The sequence below is a fragment of the Spirillospora sp. NPDC000708 genome, assembly GCF_040299565.1.
Lineage (GTDB): Bacteria > Actinomycetota > Actinomycetes > Streptosporangiales > Streptosporangiaceae > Spirillospora.
In genome coordinates, this window is sequence record NZ_JBEPCJ010000003.1 from 59,719 (window position 1) to 74,896 (window position 15,178).

14 protein-coding genes, 1 tRNA gene, 1 other RNA gene and 1 pseudogene are annotated in these 15,178 nt (G+C 73.6%); 6 read left to right on the forward strand and 11 right to left on the reverse strand.

The genetic code is table 11. From position 1 onward, the window contains the following. Positions 1 to 37: 37 nt before the first annotated feature. From ABT299_RS03180 to ABT299_RS03195, 4 genes are all read right to left on the reverse strand, one after another. Complete coding sequence (locus ABT299_RS03180; RefSeq protein ID WP_190863184.1) at positions 38 to 586, reverse strand: DUF5063 domain-containing protein; 549 nt, start codon at positions 584 to 586, stop codon at positions 38 to 40. Next, positions 579 to 1,178: a recombination mediator RecR gene (gene recR / locus ABT299_RS03185; RefSeq protein ID WP_151542562.1), complete on the reverse strand. Its 600-nt coding sequence runs from the start codon at positions 1,176 to 1,178 to the stop codon at positions 579 to 581. Before recR ends, ABT299_RS03180 begins: the two co-directional genes overlap by 8 nt. A gap of 83 nt (positions 1,179 to 1,261) precedes the next feature. Next, positions 1,262 to 1,657 (reverse strand): YbaB/EbfC family nucleoid-associated protein, encoded by a 396-nt coding sequence (locus tag ABT299_RS03190; RefSeq protein ID WP_194737378.1) that lies wholly within the window; start codon positions 1,655 to 1,657, stop codon positions 1,262 to 1,264. 400 nt (positions 1,658 to 2,057) lie between these two features. After that, on the reverse strand, positions 2,058 to 3,386 hold the full coding sequence (locus tag ABT299_RS03195) for a hypothetical protein (RefSeq protein WP_500249612.1): 1,329 nt from the start codon (positions 3,384 to 3,386) through the stop codon (positions 2,058 to 2,060). Between the two features lie 501 nt (positions 3,387 to 3,887). Here ABT299_RS03195 and hemC point away from each other — a divergent pair. After that, a complete protein-coding gene (hemC, locus tag ABT299_RS03200; protein ID WP_500249613.1) occupies positions 3,888 to 4,949 on the forward strand; it encodes a hydroxymethylbilane synthase in 1,062 nt (353 codons plus the stop codon). A gap of 40 nt (positions 4,950 to 4,989) precedes the next feature. Here hemC and ABT299_RS03205 read toward each other — a convergent pair whose 3' ends face one another. Together ABT299_RS03205 and ffs are read right to left on the reverse strand one after the other, a co-directional pair. Beyond that, complete coding sequence (locus ABT299_RS03205) at positions 4,990 to 7,701, reverse strand: DNA polymerase III subunit gamma and tau (RefSeq protein ID WP_500249614.1); 2,712 nt, start codon at positions 7,699 to 7,701, stop codon at positions 4,990 to 4,992. A 57-nt stretch (positions 7,702 to 7,758) separates the two neighbouring features. Further along, positions 7,759 to 7,854: signal recognition particle sRNA small type (ffs, locus tag ABT299_RS03210), an RNA gene on the reverse strand. Between the two features lie 58 nt (positions 7,855 to 7,912). On the opposite strand from ffs, the gene ABT299_RS03215 reads away from it, so the two are divergent. The 3 genes from ABT299_RS03215 (at position 7,913) to ABT299_RS03225 (ending at position 9,305) form a co-directional block, all read left to right on the forward strand. After that, entirely contained in the window at positions 7,913 to 8,257 is a 345-nt protein-coding gene (locus tag ABT299_RS03215; protein WP_500249615.1) for a DUF952 domain-containing protein, read from the forward strand. Positions 8,258 to 8,267: 10 nt separating this feature from the next. Then, positions 8,268 to 8,355 (forward strand) — tRNA-Ser (locus tag ABT299_RS03220). Positions 8,356 to 8,549: 194 nt separating this feature from the next. Continuing rightward, on the forward strand, positions 8,550 to 9,305 hold the full coding sequence (locus ABT299_RS03225) for an SDR family NAD(P)-dependent oxidoreductase (RefSeq protein ID WP_387025643.1): 756 nt from the start codon (positions 8,550 to 8,552) through the stop codon (positions 9,303 to 9,305). A 135-nt stretch (positions 9,306 to 9,440) separates the two neighbouring features. On the opposite strand, the gene ABT299_RS03230 is transcribed toward ABT299_RS03225, so the two are convergent. Further along, the gene (locus tag ABT299_RS03230) at positions 9,441 to 9,632 is read right to left on the reverse strand and encodes a DUF1059 domain-containing protein (protein WP_190863170.1); all 192 of its coding nucleotides are present in this window, start codon (positions 9,630 to 9,632) and stop codon (positions 9,441 to 9,443) included. 138 nt (positions 9,633 to 9,770) lie between these two features. Between ABT299_RS03230 and ABT299_RS03235 the strand changes: the two genes are divergently transcribed. Together ABT299_RS03235 and ABT299_RS03240 are read left to right on the forward strand one after the other, a co-directional pair. Beyond that, a complete protein-coding gene (locus ABT299_RS03235; protein ID WP_500249616.1) occupies positions 9,771 to 10,541 on the forward strand; it encodes a helix-turn-helix transcriptional regulator in 771 nt (256 codons plus the stop codon). 97 nt (positions 10,542 to 10,638) lie between these two features. Next, positions 10,639 to 10,950 (forward strand): type II toxin-antitoxin system VapB family antitoxin, encoded by a 312-nt coding sequence (locus ABT299_RS03240; RefSeq protein ID WP_151542554.1) that lies wholly within the window; start codon positions 10,639 to 10,641, stop codon positions 10,948 to 10,950. A gap of 27 nt (positions 10,951 to 10,977) precedes the next feature. On the opposite strand, the gene ABT299_RS03245 is transcribed toward ABT299_RS03240, so the two are convergent. The 4 genes and pseudogenes from ABT299_RS03245 to ABT299_RS03260 all read right to left on the reverse strand — a co-directional run. Beyond that, positions 10,978 to 12,267, reverse strand: a complete 1,290-nt coding sequence (locus tag ABT299_RS03245) for a CynX/NimT family MFS transporter (RefSeq protein WP_500249617.1) — start codon at positions 12,265 to 12,267, stop codon at positions 10,978 to 10,980. A 130-nt stretch (positions 12,268 to 12,397) separates the two neighbouring features. Further along, a complete protein-coding gene (locus ABT299_RS03250) occupies positions 12,398 to 13,144 on the reverse strand; it encodes a FadR/GntR family transcriptional regulator (protein ID WP_433144252.1) in 747 nt (248 codons plus the stop codon). A 140-nt stretch (positions 13,145 to 13,284) separates the two neighbouring features. Continuing rightward, a complete protein-coding gene (locus ABT299_RS03255; protein WP_190863161.1) occupies positions 13,285 to 14,751 on the reverse strand; it encodes a helix-turn-helix transcriptional regulator in 1,467 nt (488 codons plus the stop codon). Between the two features lie 185 nt (positions 14,752 to 14,936). Beyond that, positions 14,937 to 15,178, reverse strand: a pseudogene (locus tag ABT299_RS03260) (hypothetical protein); the annotation flags it as partial.

The window sequence follows — 15,178 nt, forward strand, 5'->3', positions numbered from 1 at the left end:
ACCCCCACGCTAGGACACCCCTCCGACACGCGCCCCGCTATTGGGCGACGGCGGCCTCTTGGGCCACGGCGAGGCGGTCGTTCGCGAGGTAGGCGTGCAGCGCCCGCAGCGACGCGCCCGCGTGGTTGCCCCAGTGGTTGAAGTACGAGTACTGCCACCACCACAGCGCCTCGAGGGGACGGTCCTGGTTGTAGTGCCGCAACCCGTGGACGAGATCGCTGGCGACGTCGACCAGATCGTCCGACAGGCGGTACGACGTCGGCTCGGTGTCCTTGTACGGGTCGAACACCTCGACGTACTCGTCGAGGTCGGCGAGGCGCTCCGCCAGGCCCGTGCGGACCGCGTCGAGGTCCGGGTCGTCGCCGATCTCCGGCTCCCAGTTGTCCGGAAGGATCACGTCCGCGCTGGCGCCGAGCTGCGCGCCCGCCAGGATGACCTGCGAGACCTCCAGCAGCAGCAGCGGGATCGTGTGCGTCCCGGCGTCGCCGCGCGCCACGGCCTCCAGCCCGTTCAGGTAGTTGTCGACATGGCACGCCACCCGCTCGGCGAGGGCGTTCCAGTCCTGCGGGCTGTTGGTGTCAGACATCGAGCAGCCTCCGTCCTTCGAATGCGCGTCCCAGGGTCACCTCGTCGGCGTACTCCAGATCACCGCCCACCGGCAGGCCGCTCGCCAGCCGGGTGACGGTGAGCCCCATGGGCTTGACCAGCCGGGCGAGGTACGTCGCCGTCGCCTCGCCCTCCAGGTTCGGGTCCGTCGCCAGGATCAGCTCCGTCACCGTGCCGTCCGCGAGCCGCTGCATCAGCTCCCGGATCCGCAGGTCGTCCGGGCCGACGCCCTCGATCGGGCTGATCGCGCCGCCCAGCACGTGGTACCGGCCGCGGAACTCGCGGGTCTTCTCGATCGCGACGACGTCCTTGGACTCCTCGACCACGCAGATCACCGACGGGTCGCGGCGGGCGTCCCGGCAGATCCGGCACTCCTCCTCTTCCGCGACGTTCCCGCACGTCCTGCAGAAGCGGACCTTGTCCTTGACCTCCTTGAGCGCCTTGCCGAGGCGCTCGACGTCGGCCGGATCGGCGGCGAGGAGGTGGAAGGCGATCCGCTGCGCGCTCTTGGGGCCGACACCGGGCAGCCTGCCCAGCTCGTCGATGAGGTTCTGGACCACCCCTTCGTACAACGGACCCCTCCTTTCAGTTCACGATCTCTTGTGCCGGCCGCGGGCCGCTCGCTTCGGGCGTCGGCCGTCCGCCCGGCGGGCCGTCAGGCGCCCGAGCCGCCGCCCAGGCCGGGGAAGCCGCCGGGGATCCCGCCGCCGCCCGGCGCGCCGCCTCCACCGAGGCCGGGGATGCCGCCCCCGCCGCCGAGGCCGGCCGCGAGCGGGCCCATCTTCTCCTGCTGCAGTTCGGCCGCCTCCCGGGCCGCGTCGCGGATCGCGGCGAGCACCAGGTCGGCGATGGTCTCGGCGGTGTCCGCCGGGTCGTCGGCGTCGATCGCCTTCGGGTCGATCGACAGCCCCGTGACCTCGCCCTGGCCGTTGACCGTCGCGGTGACGAGCCCGCCCCCCGCGGTGCCCTTCACCTCCGCCTCCGCCAGCTCCCGCTGCGCGGCGAACAGCTGCTCCTGCATGGCCTGCGCCTGCTGCAGCAGCTCCTGCATGTTCAACTGACCACCGGGTTCCACGGTGCACCCCTCTTCCGGCCCCCTCGGAAGGGCCTTGCTCTCTCGCGACCGCGCACGACCACCGGACGTCCGTCCCCCGAGACTACGGGGTCACGGGACGATGCGGTACGTGCGGGCCGCCCGATGTCCGGACTCCGCGCCGCGGGATCCGCCGATCTCCCGGACGATCCCGTCCGCCGCCGAGCGCCCCAGGCCCCGAGCACGACGAAGGGCGCGCGCCACAAGGCGCGCGCCCCCGGTCTGGTGGCCCCTCTCACGCGGACGGGGCCTCGACCGTTCGTCGGGTCCGTCCAGGTGGGCCGCCGCCCGGTCCCGCGTTCGAGCCGGGACGGGGCGGCGGCGTCACCTGATGTTCAGTCGCCGATGTGACCTCGGGTCACCGGCTGATGGCGGTGGCCTCGCTGTGGCCCTTGGCCCCGGCGTTGCCGGAGTCGCCGCCGCGGCCGCCGTTGCCGCCGCTGGTCTGCGAGGTGTTCCAGGCCTTGCCGCTGTCGCCGGTGTCCCCGGTCTTGCCGGAGTCGCCGGAGGAGGCGAAGGCCAGCATCAGCGGACGGTCGCCGTGCTCGCCGTGCTCGCCGCGCTCGTCGCCGCCCTTCTCGCCGTCCTTCTCGCCGTCCTTGTGGGGGCGGCTGATGTTCGCGGCCGTGTTGCCTCCGGTGGAACCGGAGTTGCCGGAGTTGCCCGTCTGACCGGACACGGCGATGTTCTTGCTCTCGGCGTTGCCGCCGTTCCCGCCCTTGCCGGTGTCGCCCGTCAGGGCGACGGTGTGGTCGCCCGAGTCGGCGGCGGCGTGGTCGCCGGAGTCGGCGGCGTTGTCGTCACCGCCACCGTTCGCGAGCCGGTAGCCCTCCTTCGAGGACTGCTCGTCGCTCTCCGCGCCGGTCGCGGCCTGGGCCTTGCTGTGCCCCTCGGCTCCGGCGTTGCCGGAGTCGCCACCGCGGCCGCCGTTGCCGCCGCTGGTCTGCGAGGTGTTCGCGGCCGCACCCGAGTCGCCGGTCTTGCCGGTGTCGCCGGACTTGCCGGACGTGGCGGCGGCCGCGCACTTGCTCATCACGCAGACGTTGTAGCCGGTGTTCCCGCCGGTGGAGCCGGAGTTCCCGGAGTTGCCGGTCTGGCCGGAGAGGGCGGTGTTCTTGCTGTCGGCGTGGCCGCCGTCGCCGCCCTTGCCGGTCTCCCCGCTCTGCGACAGGGACTTGTTGCCGGAGGCCGCGCCGGCGGCGCCGCCACCGTTCCAGCCGCCGTACGTCTTGGCGTAGGTCACGGCCGCGGACTCCGACTTGCCCTTCGCCAGGCTCTCGCCCGAGTCGCCGCCACGGCCGCCGTGGCCGCCGGTGGTGCTCGACGTGTTGAAGGCGTTCCCGCTGTCGCCGGTCTTCCCGGTCTTGCCGGAGTTCCCGGAGGACGCGAGGGCCACGCAGTCCGCCATGACGCAGAGGTTGCCGGCGGTGTTCCCGCCGGTGGAGCCGGAGTTCCCGGAGTTCCCGGTCTTGCCGGAGGCGGCGCCGTTCTGGCTGGTGGCGTTGCCGCCCTTGCCGCCGTGGCCGGTCTTCCCGCTGACGGCGGCGCTCTGGTTGCCCGAACCGGCGCTCGCATGGCCGTGGCCGTCGTGGCCGTCCGCGGCCGCCTGTGCCGCGGCCTGTCCCAGGACGAAGACCCCGCTGATGGAGGCCGCGACCAGCAGACCGCGTTTGAGGTTGTCGATCATGAGGTGGTGCACTTCCCTTTCGGAGAACTGGAGTCCCCTCCGGTCGCCGACCTCAGCGAGGGGACTCGGTAGCGACGCCGACCAGGAGCGGTCAGGCGCCGTGTCCGTGAAGGGGGGTGACATGGGGGGAGGCGGGCTCGGGCCGGGGGACGCGAGGGCGGGCGGGTCGCTCGTGCCGCCTGGCCGGCGCCGCCCGGCACGTGCCGTTGACCTCGTATCGCCGACGCTCGCCGATCAATGCCCGCATCCGCCCGCTCCCAGTATGGCGACGGCATCGCCGCCCGTAGTTGATCACTCGCTCTCTGTGCAGGATAGCGCCGAAGTCCCAGGTCACCGGGTATCCCTCCGCGACCGTGCGACGGGGTGTCGCAGGGGCGGCCGGGCACCGGACGGCACGTTCCCCGATGCACCGCGAGGTCGGCACGGTTCAATCACAGAGGAGGAAGCGGCTCACCGCGCGGGCGGCGGCTCGGCCTTCGGGCCGCACCAGAGGGGATGGACATGACGGGCGACGACGAAACCTTTGCGGAGGGCGCGGCGCAGGGCGCGGCGGGTGGCTTGGCGGGTGGCTCGAGGGTGACGGCGCCGGTGCCCGCCGGGTCGGACGCGCTCGCACCGGCGTCCTCCCAGCGCTGGAATGGAAGGGTGCTGCGGCTGGGCACCCGGACGTCGGCGCTGGCGATGGTGCAGGCCCGCGGAGTGGCCGCCCGGTTGCGGGAGTCGGCGAACGTGGCGGTCGAGGTGGTCGGCATCTCGACCGCCGGCGACCGGCACCGGGGGCACCTGGGCGAGCTCGGCGGCAAGGGCGCGTTCATGACGGAGATCGACCGGGCGCTGCTGACCGGCCGCGTCGACGTCGCGGTGCACTGCCTCAAGGACGTGCCCGGAGACGTCCCCCGTCCGGACGAGCTGGGATTCGCCGCGTACGTCGAACGCGACGACGCCGCCGACGTGATGCTGTTCCCGGCGGCGGGCGGGATCCGGCGCATGGCCGATCTCGCGCCGGGAGCACGCGTGGGGACGTCGGCGGTGCGGCGGCGCGCCCAGCTCGGTCGGATCCGTCCCGACCTGCGGATCGAGTTCCTGCGCGGCAACGTGGATTCGCGGCTGGAGCGGCTCGACTCCGGCGACGACCTCGACGCCGTCGTGGTCGCGCGGGCGGGCCTGACCCGGCTGGGAATCGACCGGCCGGGCGAGACCCTCGACCTCCTACCCGCCGTGGGCTCGGGCGTCCTCGCCATCGACTGCCGCCGCGCGGACTCCGATGCCGTGGACCTGGTGCGCCTGCTTGATCACCGGGAGACCCGGCTGTGCGTCAGCGCGGAACGCGCGATGCTGCACGACCTCCGGGGGCACTGCAACAGCCCGATCGCCGGCCACGCCCGCATCGAACGCGACGGGCGGCTGAGCCTGCGCGGCATGGTGTTCACGCCGGACGGCTCGCGCTTCGTGCATGCGCAGGAGTGGTCCCCGCCGGAGAAGGGTGCGGATCTCGGCGTCCGCGTGGCCGGTGACCTGCTCCGCAAGGGCGCCGGAGACCTGATCGAGAGCATCCCGCACTGAGGGGGCTTCGCGGCCTTTCCCGGGGAGCCGGCGTCGCTCCTCAGGAGTTGTCGATCTCCCGGATAATCTGACCGCCCAGCTCCCGCTGGATGAGCGCCATCCCGCTCATCTCCGCCTCGGTGCCGTCCGCGTCGGCGTCCCCTTCCGGGTCCACCTCGTCGCTCTCGTCCACCGGGGACGGCTCGGGAGGCGGCGGCGGCTCGTCCGGCGGCGGCGGGAGCGGCCCCAGGTCCCCGGCCGCCGCACCGCCCGCGCTGAACCCGTTCCTGCTGCTCGCCCCGTTCGAGCCGTTCGAGCCGTTGGCGCCGTTCCCGCCGGAAGCCGGGCGCGGGACGGGATTCGAGGCCGGGCCGCCCTGCTGCGGCGCGTTTTGGCCCGTTCCGGCGCCGAAACCGGACGGCGCCGACGAACCGAACCCGCCGGGGGACTGAGATCCGCCTGTAGCGGGCGACCCGAAGCCGCCCGAGGGGGCCGAACCGAACCCGCCACCGGACCCGCCACCGGATCCGAATCCGCCGCCTGAGCCTCCGGGGCCGCCCGCGCCGGGCCGTCCACCGCCCGGTCCCGCGTTGGGCCCGGGGCCGCCCTGGCCCCGTCCGCCGCCCGCACCGCCGGACACCGTCTCGATCCGCCAGTCGACGCCCATCCGTTCCCGGAGCACCTCGCTGAGGATGACGTCGCGGTTGCCGTTGACGAACCCGAGACGGTTCCCCTCGGCGTCGAACGCGAGCGTGAGAACGCGTCCCTCGAGCGACGCCGGCCGCACGCCGGACATGATGACCATCCAGGTCGCGCGGCTCTTCTGCTTGACGGCCTCGATGATGTCCGGCCAGTACCGCTGCACCGTCGACACGTCCACCCCGCCGGTCGCGGCGGACGCCTGCCCGGCCGCACCACCGGCGCCTTGCCCGCCGGCGCCTTGCCCGCCGGCGCCTTGCCCGCCGGCGCCTTGCCCGCCGGCGCCTTGCCCGCCGGCGTTCTGAGGTTGGGCTGCGGTGGAGCGGCGGTTATCCACAGAACTGCGTTCTGCTTCCGCCGGTGCACGGGCGGGGTCGACACTGGAAGTGGGGTCGCCCCCCTGGGCGGGCGGGGGCTGCCTCACCCCAGACTCAGAAGACGCCCCGCCGCCGCTCGCAACGCCACCGCTCGCAACGCCACCGCCTGCAACGCCACCGCCCGACGCACCATCAGCCGCAGAGGCACCACCGGCCCCAGCGACACCACCGGTCGCCGATGCGCCAGCCGACGCAGATCCTCCCGCCGGAGCACCTCCCGCCGGGCCGTCTCCCACGGAGACGCCCCTCGCAGAGGCGCCACCTGCCGGGCTCCCACCCGCAGGGCCGATTTCCGCCGGGGCCGCGCCCGCCGGGACACTCCCTGCGGCAGCTCCCCCGACCGACGGAACACCAGCCGCCGAAACGCCCGCCGACGAAACACCAGCCGACGGAGCACCCCCCGGAGCGCCTCCACCAGGCGCCCCTGCGGGTCCCGCCGACGGCGCGGACCCCGGACCCGGCGACGCGAACGGCGCGAAGGCCTGCGCCAAGCCGTCACCCGGCGCACCGCCCGGCCCGCCGCCGCCGAAGCCGCCCTGCGCGGCCTGGCGTTCGAGACGGTCCAGACGGGCGAACATGGACGCCTCGTCCTCGTACGCGGCCGGCAGCAGGATCCGGGCGCAGATCAGTTCGAGCAGCAGCCGCGGGGACGTGGCGCCGCGCATCTCCGTGAGCCCGGTGTGCAGCAGGTCCGCGGCCCGCGTCAGCTCCCCGGGTCCCATCGACGACGCCTGCCGCCGCATCTGCTCCAGCTCGTCCGGCGGGACGTTCAGCAGCCCCGAGCCGCCCGCCTCCGGCACGTTCGAGAGGATCACCAGGTCGCGGATGCGTTCCAGCAGGTCCGCGGTGAACCGGCGCGGTTCCTGGCCGCTCTCGATCACCCGGTCGATCGCGGCGAACACGGCGGCCCCGTCGCGGGCGGCGAACGCGGCGATGACCTCGTCCAGCAGGGTGGAGTCGGTGTAGCCGAGCAGCGAGACGGCCCGCGCATAGGTGATGCCCTGCTCGTCCGACCCGGCGAGGAGCTGGTCGAGGATCGACAGGGTGTCGCGGGCGGACCCGGCGCCGGCCCGCACCGCGAGCGGCAGCGCCGACGCCTCGTACGGGACGTCCTCGGACGTGAGGATCTCCTCGACGAGCTCCGTCAGCACGCCCGGCGGGATCAGCCGGAACGGGTAGTGGTGCGTGCGGGACCGGATCGTCCCGATGACCTTCTCGGGCTCGGTGGTCGCGAACACGAACTTCAGGTGCGGCGGCGGTTCCTCGACGAGCTTCAGCAGCGCGTTGAAGCCCTCGCGGGTCACCATGTGCGCCTCGTCGATGATGTACACCTTGAAGCGCGCCGACACGGGCGCGAAGAACGCGCGTTCGCGCAGGTCGCGGGCGTCGTCGACGCCGCCGTGCGAGGCGGCGTCGATCTCGATCACGTCGATGTGGCCGCTGCCGGACGGGCCGAGCGCGACGCACGAGTCGCATTTGCCGCACGGGTCGGGCGTCGGGCCCAGCTCGCAGTTCAGGGAGCGGGCGAGGATGCGGGCGCTGGAGGTCTTTCCGCAGCCCCGCGGCCCGCTGAACAGGTAGGCGTGGTTGATCCGGCCGTTGCGCAGCGCTTGCTGGAGGGGCTCGGCGACGTGCTCCTGCCCCTTCAGCTCGGCGAAGGTCGCTGGCCGGTACTTGCGGTACAGAGCCAGACTCATCGGGGGTCCGCCCTCCCTCGAGAAGCAGAGCGTCACAGGCGCGGTGGCGCGGTGAAAGCAAGGGACCCCCCGCACACCCGCCAGAGCCTGCTTATCCTTGCTGCCTTCCGGCCCTGGGGAGGTTCACAGGGTGACGCCGTGCGAGGGGTCTGCACAGAGTCTATGGCATCGGCGGCGAGGGTCGGGACGGTTGCCGCGTACTCTCCCGCCCATGACCGACGCCACGCAGCAGACGCTCCTGCACATCGCCGAGCGCCGCCACTGGGAATCCGTGCGGGACTCGGGTGTGTCGTACGCCATGTCGACGCTCGGCCGGACGCTCGACGAGGAGGGGTTCGTCCACTGCTCCTCCGACATGGGCCAGGTGGACGGCGTGCTCGGCCGCTTCTACGGCGCCGTCCCCCGCTCTGACCTGGTCCTGCTGGTCATCGACGTGGCGCGGCTGGACGCGCCGGTCCGCCACGAGCCGGTCGGCGACGAGGTCTTCCCGCACGTGTACGGGCCGATCCCGGTCTCCGCCGTAATTGATGTCAGGTCACTGCCCGAGAACCGGTAGGCTCTCCCGTGGAGGATTCGCCTAGTGGCCTAGGGCGCACGCTTGGAAAGCGTGTTGCGTGCAAGCGCTCGCGAGTTCGAATCTCGCATCCTCCGCCACCGGCGCGAGCCGAACGAAGGTCCCGACCGCACAGCGGCCGGGACCTTCCTCGTTTCCCCGGTGCCGGCGGGCCGCCCGGGAGGGCGCCCGGCGAGGTCTCACTGAGTCGAATCGACGGTCCTGAAGCTTCGTCGTGCCTGGTAGCTGTGGGGAAACGCCACGGCGTACGACCGGGCGGGAATCGGGGCTGAGCATGGGAAACGGGAGCCTTCAGGGCAAGGTGGCCATCGTCACCGGCGGCGCGTCCGGGATCGGCGGGGCGGTCACGCGGCTGTTCGCCGAGCGCGGCGCCCGCGTCGTCGCGGTGGATCTCCAGCGGGACGCGGGCGAGGCGCTCGCGCTGGAACTGGGCGACGCGGTCGTGTTCCGGCAGGGGGACGTCTCGGACCGGGCCGTCGCGGACGGCGCCGTCGCCGCCGCCGTGGAGCGGTTCGGACGGCTCGACACGCTGATCAACAACGCGAGCGCGTCCCGCCAGAAGCCCTTCGAGGAGCAGACGGACGACGACTGGCGGCTGGCCATGGACACCGGCCTGTTCGCGACGCGCAACTTCATGCTGGCCGCGCTGCCGGAGCTGAAGAAGGCCGGCGGGGCGTCGATCGTCAACTTCGGGTCCGGGGCGGGGCTGGACGGGCAGCCGAACCAGGCGTCCTACGCGGCGGCGAAGGAGGCGATCCGCGGGCTGAGCCGGGTCGCGGCGAACGAGTGGGCGGCGTACGGCATCCGGGTGAACGTGGTCTGCCCGATGGCGATGACGCCCGGGGTGGTGCAGTGGGCGCAGGCGCGGCCGGAGCAGTACGCGCAGTCGGCCGCCAAGGTGCCGCTGGGCCGGTTCGGGGACCCGGCGCTGGACGTCGCGCCGATCGTCGCGTTCCTCGCCGGTGACGACGCGCGGTACATGACCGGTCAGACGGTCATGGCCGACGGCGGCGCGATCAAGCTCCGCTGACGGCCATCCGCCGAGCCCCCCGCCGACGCCGGAGCCACCCACGCCAAGCCGTCCGCGCCGCAGCCACTCGCGTCGCACCTGGACGCGGACGTGGCCGGGACGGGGTCCGTCCCGGCCACATCGGATGCCGTCTGATCAGGCGTGCTGCGGCACCTCGTCCTTCAGCCCCTGGCGGATCTCCTCGCGCAGTTCGGGGCTGTCCTCGTGCCCGTGAACGGACGCCGCGTGCTCGGCGGCCGCCCGTACCACCTCCTGCTCCTCGCCGGCGATGGTGAGCGTGCAGTTCATCTCGCTGGGGTAGTCCCTGCAGTCGGCTACCTTGCGCATGTCGGTTCCTCCCCTCACTGCCAGTCTCGGTCGGCGCGCGCCCGCCGGCGAATACGGGAAATCCCGTATGCGCGGTCTGGCGACAGGCCGCGAATGGCCGCCTTGTCCCCGTCTGACCAGGGAATTTACAGTGGAGGGATGACCGGCTCCGGGGAGGTCGGGCTGCGGCGGACGCTGGCGGTCGCCGACCTCCTGATCGACGCCGAGGACGAGCGGACGCTGCTCCCGGCGCTGCTGCCGCTGCTGCTCAGCGTGCTGCCGGGCGACAGCCTCGTGTGGTCGGTGCGCCCGGACGGCGCCGGGGGGCCGTTCACGGTCCCGGACGGGCTGCTGAGCCGCGACGCGCTGGCGGCGTTCGCGCGGCACAAGGCCGCCGATCCGCTGGTCGCGCACACGACGTCCGGGCCCGGCACGCCCCTCCTGCGCTCCGACCTGCAGTCGCGCGCCGAATACCACGCGCTCGCCGCCTACGCGGAGGTGTACCGGCCGCTCGGCGCCGAGCACCAGCTCGCGATGTCGTTCCCCGCCGGCTGGTCAGGGGACGAGCCGCGCAGCGTGTGCCTGGCGGTCAACCGGCGGCGCGGCGACTTCGGCGACGACGACCGGGCGGTCGCCGAGCTGCTGCGGCCCCGGCTCGCGCGGGCGATGCGGCGGCTCGCGCCGCCCGCGCGGGAGCGGGTGACCCGGCGGGAGGCCGCGGTCCTGGACCTGCTGGCCAGGGGCCTCACCGACCGGCAGATCGCGCGGCGGCTGGCGATCAGCCCGCGGACGGTCGAGAAGCATCTGGAGCACGCCTACCCGAAGCTGGGCGTGCACGGCCGGGTGGACGCGGCGACCACCTGGCTGTCCTCCGGCGGCGCCCGCCGGAAGCCGTCCGGACCCCGTCCCGGGCCGCCGGACGCCCTGTGACGGCAGTTACTCACGGGGCCTCTGAGCTGCGGTGTAACTGGTTTACCAATCGGTGGAATGCGGTGACCGGGCCAGTCGGGGCACGTAGACTCGGGGCGTGATCTTCAAGGCGGTGGGCGAGGGAAGGCCCTATCCCGAGCACGGATTGTCGTCCCGGGACTGGGCCAAGATCCCCCCTCGCCAGGTCCGCCTGGACCAGCTCGTGAGCACCAAGCGGGAGCTGGACCTGCAGTCGCTGCTCGCGAAGGACTCCACGTTCTACGGCGACCTGTTCCCCCATGTCGTCCAGTGGAAGGGCGAGCTCTACCTGGAGGACGGCCTGCACCGGGCGCTCCGGGCGGCGCTGCACCAGCGGCTCGTCCTGCACGCGCGCGTCCTGGACCTGGACGCCGTCGACATGACCGGCTGACCCGGTAACCCCCTAGAGGCCCCCGCGTCAGCGGGTGCGGGCGGGTTCGGCGGCGGGCAGGCCCTTCGGCTCGACGAGACGGCCGTCCAGGACGTCCGAGCGCGGGGCGGGGCGGACGAAGCCGGGCCGGGCGGCGAGCATCCCGAAGACCAGTTCCGGCGCCACGAGGACGAGCAGCAGCGTCAGCGGGACGTGCCAGCCGCCCGTCGCGCTGTGCAGGACGCCCATGGCGAGCGGGCCGAACCCGGCGAGCAGGTAGCCGCCGGTCTGCGCCATGCCGGACAGGCGCGCCGCGACGGACGGGCTCGGCGAGCGCAGGCTGAGCAGGGTGTAGGCGAGCGGGAACGCGCTGCCGGTGCCGATGCCGAGCACGACGGTCCACGCCCAGCCGGCGGCGGGCGCGAAGATCAGGCCGCCGATCCCGACGACCATGGTGAGCACGACGCCCGCGACGACGGCGCGCTGGTCGCGCAGCCGGGCCGCGAGCACGGGGACCACGAAGCCGAGCGGGATGCCGACGATCATCATCGTGGAGACCATCATCCCGGCGGTGGCGGGCGCGAACCCGGCGTCCTTCATGATCTCCGGCAGCCAGGACATCAGCACGTAGAACATCAGCGACGCCAGGCCCATGAACACCGCGACGAACCAGGCGGCGGGCGAGCGCAGCAGCGACCCCTCCCGCGCCGCAGGGCCGGCAGCGGGCGCAGAGGGCGCGGCGGGCCGGTCGGGGGAGCGGCGGCCGCGGAGCGCGAGCGGCCCCCAGGCGAGCGCCGCGACCAGCGACGGGACGGCCCAGACGGCGAGCGCGAGGCGCCAGCCGCCCGCGTCGTTCAGCGGGACGGCGAGCCCGGCGGCGACGGCGCCGCTGGCGGCCATCAGCATCATCGCGAGGCCGGTGAGGGACCCGACGCGGTTCGGGAACGCGCGCTTGATGACGGCGGGCATGAGGACGTTCCCCATCGCGATCCCCGCACCCGCTAGGACCGTTCCAACGAACAGCGGCAGCGGCGCCGCGACGACCCGCAGCAGGATCCCCGCCGTGATCAGCACGAGGGAGCCGGCGATGGCGGTCTCGGTGCCGAGCCTGCGCGCGGCGACGGGCGCCAGGGACGCGAAGACGCCGAGGCAGAGGACGGGCAGCGTGGTGAGGACGCCGACCTCGACCCCGGACAGGCCGAACGCGTCGCGCAGGTCGCCGAGCACCGGGGAGATCCCGGTGATGGCGGCCCGCAGGTTGATCGTCAGCAGCACCAGGCCGACGAGCGACCAGGCGGTCAGGGCACGGGGGACGGGGGTCGTTGCCGAGGTGTTCATGTCGCCTTCGTCATGCGCCGATGGGCGCGTCGAACCGGTCGGGGGGCGGCGTGGCGGGCGCGGGGGCCGGTCACGCCGGTGATCGTTGATGGGACGCGGCGGACCGCGTGATGCCGGACGCGCTCCGCCGCTAGGGCTCGCGCTCCTCCGGGGCCTCCGGGACCTTGGGCGCCTTGGGAGCCTGCGCGGCCGGGGGCGCGGCTTTCCACGGGCCGGTGGAGGCGAGGATCTGGTCCAGGCAGGCATGGGTGGCCTGGGCGGCGGCGGCCGCGTCGCCCGCCTCCACCGCCGCGGCGATGGGGCCGTGCGGGACGTCCGCGTGCTCCAGGAGGGTGCCCGCCGCGCCGATGCTGGCCCTCAGGGCGGTGCTGAAGTCCCGGTAGAGGTCGGTGAGGACCTGGTTGTGGGTCGCCTCGACGACGGCGGTGTGGAACGCCAGGTCGGCCTCCACGAACGCGGCGTGCTCGCCCGCCGCCCACGCCGCGTCCCGGCGGCCGAGGGCGTCGGCGATGGCGGCGACGTCGGCGTCGGTGCGGCGCGCGGCGGCGAGCCGGGCGGCCTCGACCTCCAGGCCGCGCCGCACCTCCAGGATCTCGACGAGCTCGGCCGTCTCGAGGCGCCGCCGGACGGCGCTGGACAGCTCGCTCGTGGCCCGCACGTAGGTGCCGTCGCCCTGGCGGCTGTCGAGCAGTCCCGCGTGGGTGAGGGCCCGGACGGCCTCGCGGACGGTGTTGCGGCCGACGCCGAGGGTCTCCGACAGCACCGGCTCCGGCGGGATCTTCCCGCCGACCGGCCAGGAACCGCCGGTGATCTCGCCCCTGAGCTGCTCGATCACCTGGTCGACGAGCGACGACCGGCGGGCGGTGCGCAGCGTCACGGTCCCTCCTCGAGCCAGGGGCGTCGACATCCGGTCAGCCAGTCATCCCATGTTTCCGTCACCATGGTACGACAGGCGCGCCGCCGCGTTTATTCCGGGGCGCCGCCCGGGTCCTCCGTGCCAGTCACACGCGCCGCGGGTCAGACCCGTCCGAGGTCGTGGTTCGCCTCCTGCGAGGGGGCGGCGTGCAGGCCCGCGGCCTCCAGCGCCTGCCGGTACGCCGCGGCGGCCGACTCGCTGTCCTGGACGAGCTCGAACAGCTCGCCCAGCTCCCGCAGCAGGTGCGCGGCGGGACGCCCGGCCGGCAGCGTCCTGAGCTGCTCGGACGCGGCGCGCAGCACGACCTGGGCCGCGGCGCGGTCGCCCTGCGCGACCCTCGCCCGCGCCAGGACGAGGCGGGCCAGGACGGTCTTCTGTGTGCGCGCGGCGAGGTCGTTGCCGGGATGCGGCGTGAGGGTGTTCGCCTTCTCGGGCGGCGCCAGAGCCATCCCCGTGTCCAGGAACTGCTCCAGCTCGGCAATGGCCTCGTCCAGTTCCCCCACGAGGACCAGCGCGCGCGCCTTGGCGATGGTGCTCTCGGTGGCCTCGGCCCCTTCGAGCGCGTCCGTTCCCCGCAGGAGCTCCAAAGCCTCCTGCGCGGCCTGGCGGGAGCCCTCGGCGCGCGGCTTCTCGATGCCCGGCACGCCCTCGCCCGGCGACACGACGTCCGCCCCCGCCGAGGGCGCCGGCTCTGAGAACGGCATGACGCCCCTCAGCAGCGCCTTCGCGGCGGCCAGATCGAGACGCGCCTGCGCCTGCACGGGCGTCGCGTCGGTGCGGGCGGCCAGCGCCTGGTCCGCGAAGTACAGGGAGTCGCCGATCGTCCCCTCCTCCAGCGCGCGCATGCTGGCGCGCTGGTAGTGGACGCTCGTGGACTCGTCGTCCTTGGAACCCTCCGGATACAGGAGCCGCCTACCGAGCTCGTGCGCGCGCGCCGGGTCGGAACGGTCGACATAGGCCAGCAGCAGGATCCTGCCCGCCTCGGTGTACTCCTGCCCCGCGGTGAGCCCGAGCTTGCCGAGCCGGTCCATCGCCCGCTCGCCGAGCGCGATCGCCTGCCCGAGGTCGCCGACCGTGTGGTAGCAGCGCGCCAGCGCGATCACCGGCGGCAGCCAGCTCGCCCTCCCCGGGTCGCGTTCGGCCTGCTCGCGCAGCTCCTCGAACAGCGCGATCGCCTGGTCGGCGCGGCCCAGCTCCTCCAGGGCGCGGGCGCGGCCCCACCGGGCGCGGGACGTCAGGTCCGGATCGTCGCTGCGCGCGATCACCTCGTCGAAGCCCGACTCGGCGGTGCCCGGGTCGCCCCCCAGCAGCGCGAGGTGCGCATGGCGCTCCCGCACCTCCAGGTGCGCGCGCTGCTCCGGCTCGACGCCCTCGGCGAGGTACTCCGGCGTGCAGCCGAGCCGCTCGGCCAGCATGCGCAGGACCGTCGGCGTCGGAGTCCGCTTACCGGACTCGATCAATGAGATGTAGCTGTCGGAAAGGTCGTGACCGGCGAGCTGTGCCTGCGACAGGCGTCTGGTGAGCCGCAGGTTGCGGACACGTTCGCCGACATTGCCTGGACCCGGCATGTGGACTCACTTAGCGGAAGTAATCAGGCGGCTGGGGTGCCGACATGATTGCACATTGCGGGTTAACGCACATCGAGAGTAATGAAGCGGGACCCCCCGGACGGTCGCGGCACCTGTCGCCTCCGACGTTATCCGACGATCCCCGCAAGATCGCCGATTCCGCCGAGATTGCTCCACCACCCCCATTACGTCGGACCCTGGAGCGCCCGCAGCCACTCCTCCAGAAGGCGGTAATCGCCATCTCCCAACCCCGCGCGCGCGTCGACGCGATGCAGCAGCGCCCGGCCCGGATGATGGACGGCCACCCAGGCGCGGTCGGCATCGGAGATCTCGTCGTCGACCCAGGCGAACGCCCGTCCGGCCGCCCAGCCGACGAGGGTCCGCGTCTTCCAGTGCAGGCCGGCCCGCTCGTCCAACTCGTCCGCCT

Coding starts and splice junctions, on each gene's coding strand:
- ABT299_RS03180 (WP_190863184.1), bottom strand. CDS start 586: ATGTCTGACACCAACAGCCCGCAGGACTGGAACGCCCTCGCCGAGCGG.
- ABT299_RS03190 (WP_194737378.1), bottom strand. CDS start 1,657: ATGCAGGAGCTGCTGCAGCAGGCGCAGGCCATGCAGGAGCAGCTGTTC.
- ABT299_RS03195 (WP_500249612.1), bottom strand. CDS start 3,386: ATGATCGACAACCTCAAACGCGGTCTGCTGGTCGCGGCCTCCATCAGC.
- hemC (WP_500249613.1), top strand. CDS start 3,888: ATGACGGGCGACGACGAAACCTTTGCGGAGGGCGCGGCGCAGGGCGCG.
- ABT299_RS03205 (WP_500249614.1), bottom strand. CDS start 7,701: ATGAGTCTGGCTCTGTACCGCAAGTACCGGCCAGCGACCTTCGCCGAG.
- ABT299_RS03215 (WP_500249615.1), top strand. CDS start 7,913: ATGACCGACGCCACGCAGCAGACGCTCCTGCACATCGCCGAGCGCCGC.
- ABT299_RS03225 (WP_387025643.1), top strand. CDS start 8,550: ATGGGAAACGGGAGCCTTCAGGGCAAGGTGGCCATCGTCACCGGCGGC.
- ABT299_RS03230 (WP_190863170.1), bottom strand. CDS start 9,632: ATGCGCAAGGTAGCCGACTGCAGGGACTACCCCAGCGAGATGAACTGC.
- ABT299_RS03235 (WP_500249616.1), top strand. CDS start 9,771: ATGACCGGCTCCGGGGAGGTCGGGCTGCGGCGGACGCTGGCGGTCGCC.
- ABT299_RS03245 (WP_500249617.1), bottom strand. CDS start 12,267: ATGAACACCTCGGCAACGACCCCCGTCCCCCGTGCCCTGACCGCCTGG.
- ABT299_RS03255 (WP_190863161.1), bottom strand. CDS start 14,751: ATGCCGGGTCCAGGCAATGTCGGCGAACGTGTCCGCAACCTGCGGCTC.